Annotated in this window: 1 pseudogene; it reads right to left on the bottom strand. The window is 41.9% G+C overall.

What is annotated here, in order from left to right:
- Nucleotides 1–1,056: pseudogene (locus tag QUA90_RS30365) on the bottom strand (IS701 family transposase); the annotation flags it as partial.
- Nucleotides 1,057–1,133: the final 77 nt, after the last annotated feature.

Below are 1,133 nucleotides of genomic sequence, written 5' to 3'. Positions count from 1 at the left end.
GTCGGTGAAGGCTTTTTATGCTTCTCACTTGATATTCTTTTAGCCCTAACCAGCCTTTTGCCTCACGGTAAAACACTTCCACCCAATTACGTTGAGAATAAGTTGTAATTATCCATGCCCCTGTTGCTTGAGTCACCGCAGCGTTAGTAATTAAATAGTCAACCTCTGTCGCTTCAGATAAACTAGCAGCATTCATTACGATAGCTATTCTTCTAGTTCCTGAAAAGGCTGACATTTCTACTTCTACCGTTGCCACCCACACTGTTCTTGCGACTTCTCGCATCTAATTGAATCGCTGTAAATGCTTGTGCCTGAAGTCTTTTCGCTAGTTCGTCTAGTCTAGTCTCTACTTTTATTTCATTACTTTTTAAGTGATAAATTACTTTGCGGTTTTTCGCTAAGCCGGCTACATATTTTAATTTCTTTGATTCTAATTGCTTCAAAAATGTACTATTGTTCCCATAGCCGGCATCTACTAATACTACTCCTGGTCGTAAGCCTAATTCCAGGCTTTTCTCTACCAATTTTAATGCGAGCTCTGGTTTTTTTATGAATGATGGGTCGGCTTTACCTCCAGCTAGTGAACTCGCGTGTTGATATAATTCAACGTCTAATGGTAGGCTTTTTACTCCATCATATAAATGGGTCGTCACTACCACTACCCCGTTGTCTGTTTTCCCTACTTCTCCTATATATTGTCGACCGACTCCAGCAGTTTCCTTACCACTTTTTCGATGTCCCGAATCATCTATTATTAGAGTAAAACCCTTTTTAAGCTTTGTTTGATTGCATTCCTGCATCACTTCTTTGCGTCGTTCGTTAAGCCGCTCGGCATCCCAGGTCGCTTCCGTTAAGAAATGGTGCAATCGGTGGTAAACCACACCAGGGCGCGTTATTAGACATCTGAGTGATGTTTTTTCGCTCGCTTTCCCCTAATAATCCTCCCAAATAGTGTCTAAACCCTTTTTTTTGGGCTTGATGCCTGAAGACCTCATCGAACCGATGACACCATTTCTCAAAGCATGGGGGCATGGCGTCGGGCGTGGTTTCTTTCATGGGTGTGACGGGAACGTTAAATGCTTACCCTACTTACATTATAGCTTACTTATCTCTGATTTATTGTTTAAGTCCCG

Source organism: Microcoleus sp. D3_18_C4 (assembly GCF_036702355.1).
Classification (GTDB): domain Bacteria; phylum Cyanobacteriota; class Cyanobacteriia; order Cyanobacteriales; family Microcoleaceae; genus Microcoleus.
This window is presented reverse-complemented; position numbering and strand designations above follow the sequence as displayed.